The organism is Peribacillus sp. FW305-BF15, from assembly GCF_058783805.1.
The window spans coordinates 232,648-238,647 of record NZ_JBYSYV010000004.1; the positions used below are offsets into that span (position 1 = coordinate 232,648).

The following is a 6,000-nucleotide window of genomic DNA, read 5'->3' on the forward strand; positions in this document are numbered from 1 at the left end:
ATTTTTATTTTTCACACCGCTTAATTAAAGACGGTACAGTGAAAACCTCTAAGATTCCCGCTGTACCGTCTGCTTTTAAAAAACCAATAGGCCAGTTCGCCCCTCTTGTTCTTCATTCAAAGCATATTTTCTACTTCAAGAAAAATTCATTTAGTTCAATAAGATAAAAATACCTTAAAGACAGATCGTGAAAAACGTTTTTATTTCTCCCTTCTCCCTTCTCAGTTATCATCTTCTCCAAGAGGACTGTTCGAATTGAGCGGCTCTATCAGTTTTTAGTTTTGGCATTCAATATGAATTTTAAGGGGTGGCTTCAGGTGTTCTTTCTCAAAAAGCGACAGCTAAATGCAGAAAGTGTTAATCATTAAAAAATCCCTAAACTTTTGCTCTCTGCATTATGGTTTCCAACTCTCAAAATACCTATTTTTCACAAAAATATTCATATGTAAGATGTGGGTTTTTCTTAAAGTTCTCTCACCTTGTTCACACTTTAGAGAAGAAAAACAAAAGGCAGCATATTTGCTGCCTTTCATTCAGGGTAGGTGAACTGTTTTAATATGATGAAGATTTAAATATACAGGTTCCTCCCTAGCCGTAATAAGTTCAACAAAATTATCTTCTAACTTATTAATTTGTCCAATTAAATTGGAATTTTCTCCTATATTAAAAATAATTAAGCTACCGATCAGTTTTTCCATTTGTACGTCAAAGGTTCTTGCCATTGAATGTTTTGATGGATGTACAGGAAGATCCTTGTTACTTAAACCATAAGGAGTTTGATTGTCCGTATATGGGATAATCCACTTTAAATGATTTAAAGGTATATACATAGTCTTGTAAACTGGTGAATAGAATTCAAAGTAATTATTCATCACCCTTGTTATATAACCATGTAACGGCTGGTTACCAGTCACGTATACTTCCGTGAACATCCCTTTCGCGGATAAAAGAGTTTTTCGCAGTGATAATTCTTCCTCAGATTCAATTCCAGGTGAATCTACTGGAAGGAAAATCTCCTCGTTTTCCGTAGTATTTACTTTGCAATTTTGAATATGAATTATTGGAAGATACACAAAGTCCTGTCCATTAAAGATAACCACTACATCAATACCAGTATCAACCAGTGTACCGAAAAAGATTTTTTTTCCGGAAATTTCTATTTTAATTGTTTTTCCTCTGAGATTTTGTAAGATTTTATTCATAATCACCCCTCCTTCCTACTTTAATAACCAAGTGGTCCAAAAATACAGTGAGATTAAACTTACGATTAACCCTATAGGGATTATCAAAAAGGTAACCCTAAGATACTTTCCCCAGGAGATATTGATGGAGTGTTTCTTCAATATATACATCCAAATTAATGTAGCCAGCGTTCCAACAGGCGTTAACAATGCACCTATATCGCTTCCAATCACGTTAGCAAGATAAGCAATTTGTACAAGGTGAGGATCCAATCCCATCTCTGTTATCGACAAAGTCCCTATCATGACTGCAGGAAGATTGTTAAATAAATTGGATAGGATCGTTAATAATATGCCCATGATCATGGTAGCGTTGAATGGGCTGTCCATTATTAAGGGTTTTAAATTGCTGACGATATAATCATTCAAGCCAACATTCTTCAAACCATATACCAGCACGTACATATTGAAAGCAAATAAAAGAACATGCCACGGTGTTTTCTTTACAATATCGCTAAGACCAGTTTTGGTTTTATACCACCTCAGTATTATTAAAAGGAACGCTCCCACCATACCGATCAATTCCAAGGGAACCCCAAATGGAGTAAGTGCGAAGAAGCTCGCCCGAGTTAAAATGACGATTGCAAAACTCATTTTAAACAATTTCCAATCATTATCTTCGGATTGTTGTTTTACATCGAGTGGATGAGTTTGTACATAGCGTGAAAAGGTATTATCCCATTTTACAGGTACACTGGGAATCTTCCTTGGAAGGTCCTTCTTAAAATAGAGATAAAGTAATAACCCGATGGTTAAAATCCCTATCATTGAAGGAACAAACATCATATTGATATAACTATTAAGGCTCAGTCCTACAATTTTTAGTGCAATCAAATTGGAAATATTGCTTACTGCTATTGGGGCACTCGCTGCCGTTGCAATTAGAGCTCCTGATATTAGAAAGGGGATTTTTTGGTGAGGTTTAATCTTTAGTAACGTTACAATGTGAATAATGATAGGTGTTGTGATTAGGATACTTCCATCGTTATTGAAAAACATGGTCATGAAAAAACATAGGAGATTAGTGTAAACGTATAATCTAACCCCTGAACCCTTAGACCGGATGATGATATTCAAAGCAATCCACCTAAAAAAACCAATGCTCTCAAGTACAATAGACATCATAATGGTGGATAATATGGTTAAAGAAGCGCCCCTGATAATATCAAATATATTTAAAACATCCATCCAAGGAACAATGCCTGCAACTAATACAGTCAAGGCACCTATTGTAGTAGGTATCGTTTCGTTAATCCCAAATGGTCTCCATAACATGAGAATAATTGTTAAAGTAAAAATTATTGTCATCAAGACAATTTGTGAACTAAGCATTTACCTCCGCCGCCTTGTTTTTGGATGGTGTAATTTTTACGGTATCAGGAGTGGTTTGATTTTGAGGTTTTACAAAAAAAGAATAGAAGACTCCCCCAATTACAGAAAAAAACAAAATCATCATTCCATGTCCTCCTTTCAATTAGCCTTGAATTGTATCTTAAGGCTTTAACCGTTTTGCCTTCAATTTCCCTTGCATTCTTTCAGCAAATTTCATTAATGAATAATATTCAGTTTTTTGATTTCCATTGTCTGTATTCATTTTTTCAGTGGACTTCATTAATTCGTAACACTTCTTATCTATCAGTTTTCTTTTTTCTTTTAAATCATTTTTCTTCGCGGATTGTTCGTTCATTTCTTGAGGGCTTGATTCCCTGAATACTTCAGTCAGGTTTTCTTGGATTTCGTCTTGTCTATCTTTAGTTACTGAAGGGTTTTCCTTCTTACTTTCTTTTTTCTTTTTTTCATGGGATTTTTGTTTATTATTTTTATCCGTACTTTTCTTTACATCCTTCTTACTTTTATTTTTGTTTTTTTCAGTGGATTTTTGTTTCTTATATTTATTAGTACTTTTCTTTACATTGGATTGATTTTTATTCACTTCATTTACTGAAGATTGAACAGTCGGTTCTTCTCTTACATCGGATAAAACTTCTGCATGTGTACTTATTTCAGTTGGTGAAGCTGGTCCTTCTTTTCCAATAGTTAAAATGGCCTGTTCTTGTTTCTCTTCAACCGGCTCTTCCTTCTCTTTGGAATTAACTTCAGCGACTTCCATCAGCTTGGAATCACTTTCCTTAGCTTGATCTCCTTCTGCCTGTTTACTTTCAGTTTTTTCGTCCTTATTTTCCTGCTGTTTGTTATCAGATGATTCCTTATTATCTATCCCTTTGAAAATATAAAGTATATTTGATAATTGGACATAAAGTTGCTTATCCTTATTTATTAAAACGATATAATTATTAGTTACGGTACTTAAAAATCCGTCAAAGGTTAAATTATTATCCCTTTTTACTGTCACCCAATTACCTTTGAGTTCATTTATTAATTCTGTAAAACTTTGTTTTTGTGTTGGTTCTTGGTCAAGTATTTGGGCCTGGAATTCTTTGGTGTTTTTTGATAAGGCATACACCTGATTTAAGTTAAAATAACATGGTTTATCTGGATTCATTTGAATGACAATAAAGTCACTTTTCACATCCAGTACCACCCCATCATGAACGGTTTTATCATCGGAAATGATACTTACATTAAAACCTATCAGTGAATGAAGTGCCTCTTGAAAATTTTGTTTTTTCATCTGATGAGTCCCCCCTTATTAGTTGGATGGTCGCTTCTGTTCAGAAGCGACACATCATTTATGGGATATACTATTTTTCTTTTTCTTCAGCTTTATTATCTTTATTTTTTTCCGATTTTCCATCGTCTTTATTATCTTTATTTTTTTCCGATTTTCCATCGTCTTTATTATTTTTATTTTTATCCGATTTTTCATCTTCTTTTTGTTTCTCTACTCTTGCCCCGTAACTGATACTGCGGATATGGAACATTGACAGGCGAATAACTTCTTCGTTTAGTATTAACGTTACAAATTCATCATTAATATCATGAAGTACGCCTTCAAGCTTCTCAGGACCGCCTCGGTTAATATTTACCCATTGATTTCTAAGGTCATCTAATAAGCCTTTAAAAGTTGCAGCTGTTTTAAAAGTAAAATCTTCGGGAATTTCCAATTGAAATTGGAACCCCTTCTTTACATTCTCGGTAATACTTTTTATATGGTCGGTTTTATAGTAGATAACACCTTCTTGTTCAGTTAAAATCGATAAGTGGTCATCATATACCCCTAATAATAATCCTGTCCGAGATTCAGGCCCTCCTCTATCTACCTTTAGAACTTTCCCAACCAAATTAGTTAACCATTCCTTATTCATAATGTTGCGCCTCCTATATAATCATTTACCCTGTATGTATATGTGTCATGGAATGACATTGTGTCGTGGTAAATGTCCAACTTCTATCCATAACACTGAAATCCATCAAAAATGTGTATATACACTAACCTTTTGAATTTCCTGGGGTTACATTACGGAAAATACTGAATGAACTCTATGTCCAGAATAATCGATAGTTAAAAAAGCACTTTATTCGAAGCAAGGACGCCTTTTAAAATAGCTGAAGTATATTGAATACAAGAGGGTAAAGAGAGTGGATCGCTGCGAATGTACCCAGAGAGTTACAAAAAAAAGACCCCGGCGCATAACCGGAGTCATTTTAAGCAGCAAAACTAAAAAGTGTTTTTATGGACTCTAAAAACCTGGTGTTTTGTCACCATTTTTCTATTTCATTTTTATACAACTTGTGTAAGGTGGCTTTTTATATAAAGTAAATGAACATACCACTGAGTTGATCCGTTCCCATCTGGATGACGTTGATGAATTATGGAACCATGAAATGAAGGTTCTTGATCCGCTTGAGGCGCCAATGGAAGGGGAAGACTTGGTGGGGGTGCTTCTTGTGTTTAAAGACAAGGAGCGATATATGTACAATATATTAAGCAATGATGTGGTGTTTTCAGAATATAAAACCAATGCGACTTATTTTCAGGTGGCGTGCGGTATCTATGCTTCATTAACCGTCCTTTTGCTGGACCAAATACCTAACGGTGTGTATTATGTGGACGAGTTATTGTTAACTACAAACAATCATTATGCTCAATATTTGACCTATTACATGACGGATTTTGTGACAGGGGAAAATGAAAATACAAATGGTTGTTTACTAAATAGGATGAGGAAGTTTCGCGACTGAAATTACTCTTTTAGATAAGGATCAAAAATCTTAGCAAAAATAAATGTGTTGGAGTCTAATCAAGTTTCGGATTTTTTTCATAAGTTAAACAAGAAAATAAATTTAATAAGATGGTGAAAAAATGAAGAAAAAATCTAATAAAAAAGATCAGCCAGTGCCTGCAACTCAAGATGTAACAGAAGGAAAAAACGTCAAAGAAAAAAAAGGACCGAAAGATAGTACAGCCTCCACCGAGTCAGTGCAAACCCAGGAGCTTTCGGAACCTAAAGGCGATAAAGGTCCTCATGATGGAGGAGACTCAGCGGGAGCCGGTGAGGGGAAGCATGGCAAAGGCGCCAAAGGGAAAAAAGGGAAAAAAGGACCGAAAGATGGCACAGCCTCCACCGAGTCAGTGCAAACCGAGGAGCTCTCTGAACCTAAAGGCGATAAAGGTCCTCATGATGGAGGAGATTCAGCGGGAACCGGTGACGTGAAAAAGGACAAAGGCGCCAAAGGGAAAAAAGGACCGAAAGATGGTACATCCTCCACCGAGTCAGTCCAAACCGAGGAGCTCTCTGAACCTAAAGGCGATAAAGGTCCTCATGATGGAGGAGATTCAGCGGGAACCGGTGACGTG

The 6,000-nt window shown here is 35.6% G+C and carries 7 protein-coding genes; 2 read left to right on the forward strand and 5 right to left on the reverse strand.

The genetic code is table 11. The annotated features are described in order from the left end of the window. Window positions 1-533: 533 nt before the first annotated feature. The 5 genes from AC3WLU_RS06070 to AC3WLU_RS06090 form a co-directional block, all read right to left on the reverse strand. Window positions 534-1,202, reverse strand: coding sequence for a DUF2642 domain-containing protein (locus AC3WLU_RS06070; RefSeq protein ID WP_098866351.1), 669 nt, complete (start codon window positions 1,200-1,202; stop codon window positions 534-536). 15 nt (window positions 1,203-1,217) lie between these two features. After that, complete coding sequence (locus AC3WLU_RS06075) at window positions 1,218-2,573, reverse strand: arsenic transporter (RefSeq protein ID WP_098866352.1); 1,356 nt, start codon at window positions 2,571-2,573, stop codon at window positions 1,218-1,220. Next, window positions 2,566-2,697: a hypothetical protein gene (locus tag AC3WLU_RS06080; protein ID WP_258249134.1), complete on the reverse strand. Its 132-nt coding sequence runs from the start codon at window positions 2,695-2,697 to the stop codon at window positions 2,566-2,568. Before AC3WLU_RS06080 ends, AC3WLU_RS06075 begins: the two co-directional genes overlap by 8 nt. A gap of 36 nt (window positions 2,698-2,733) precedes the next feature. Next, complete coding sequence (locus AC3WLU_RS06085; protein ID WP_413004875.1) at window positions 2,734-3,873, reverse strand: DUF2642 domain-containing protein; 1,140 nt, start codon at window positions 3,871-3,873, stop codon at window positions 2,734-2,736. A gap of 70 nt (window positions 3,874-3,943) precedes the next feature. Then, the gene (locus tag AC3WLU_RS06090) at window positions 3,944-4,507 is read right to left on the reverse strand and encodes a hypothetical protein (RefSeq protein ID WP_283929355.1); all 564 of its coding nucleotides are present in this window, start codon (window positions 4,505-4,507) and stop codon (window positions 3,944-3,946) included. Between the two features lie 520 nt (window positions 4,508-5,027). On the opposite strand from AC3WLU_RS06090, the gene AC3WLU_RS06095 reads away from it, so the two are divergent. Together AC3WLU_RS06095 and AC3WLU_RS06100 are read left to right on the forward strand one after the other, a co-directional pair. After that, entirely contained in the window at window positions 5,028-5,384 is a 357-nt protein-coding gene (locus tag AC3WLU_RS06095; protein WP_492596986.1) for a hypothetical protein, read from the forward strand. A gap of 121 nt (window positions 5,385-5,505) precedes the next feature. Beyond that, window positions 5,506-6,000 (forward strand): hypothetical protein (locus AC3WLU_RS06100; protein ID WP_492596987.1); only part of this gene is annotated, 495 nt, incomplete at its 3' end.

Excerpts from the sequence above, each read along its gene's own strand:
- AC3WLU_RS06070 (WP_098866351.1), bottom strand. The coding sequence starts at position 1,202 with ATGAATAAAATCTTACAAAATCTCAGAGGAAAAACAATTAAAATAGAA.
- AC3WLU_RS06075 (WP_098866352.1), bottom strand. The coding sequence starts at position 2,573 with ATGCTTAGTTCACAAATTGTCTTGATGACAATAATTTTTACTTTAACA.
- AC3WLU_RS06080 (WP_258249134.1), bottom strand. The coding sequence starts at position 2,697 with ATGATGATTTTGTTTTTTTCTGTAATTGGGGGAGTCTTCTATTCTTTT.
- AC3WLU_RS06085 (WP_413004875.1), bottom strand. The coding sequence starts at position 3,873 with ATGAAAAAACAAAATTTTCAAGAGGCACTTCATTCACTGATAGGTTTT.
- AC3WLU_RS06090 (WP_283929355.1), bottom strand. The coding sequence starts at position 4,507 with ATGAATAAGGAATGGTTAACTAATTTGGTTGGGAAAGTTCTAAAGGTA.
- AC3WLU_RS06095 (WP_492596986.1), top strand. The coding sequence starts at position 5,028 with ATGAAGGTTCTTGATCCGCTTGAGGCGCCAATGGAAGGGGAAGACTTG.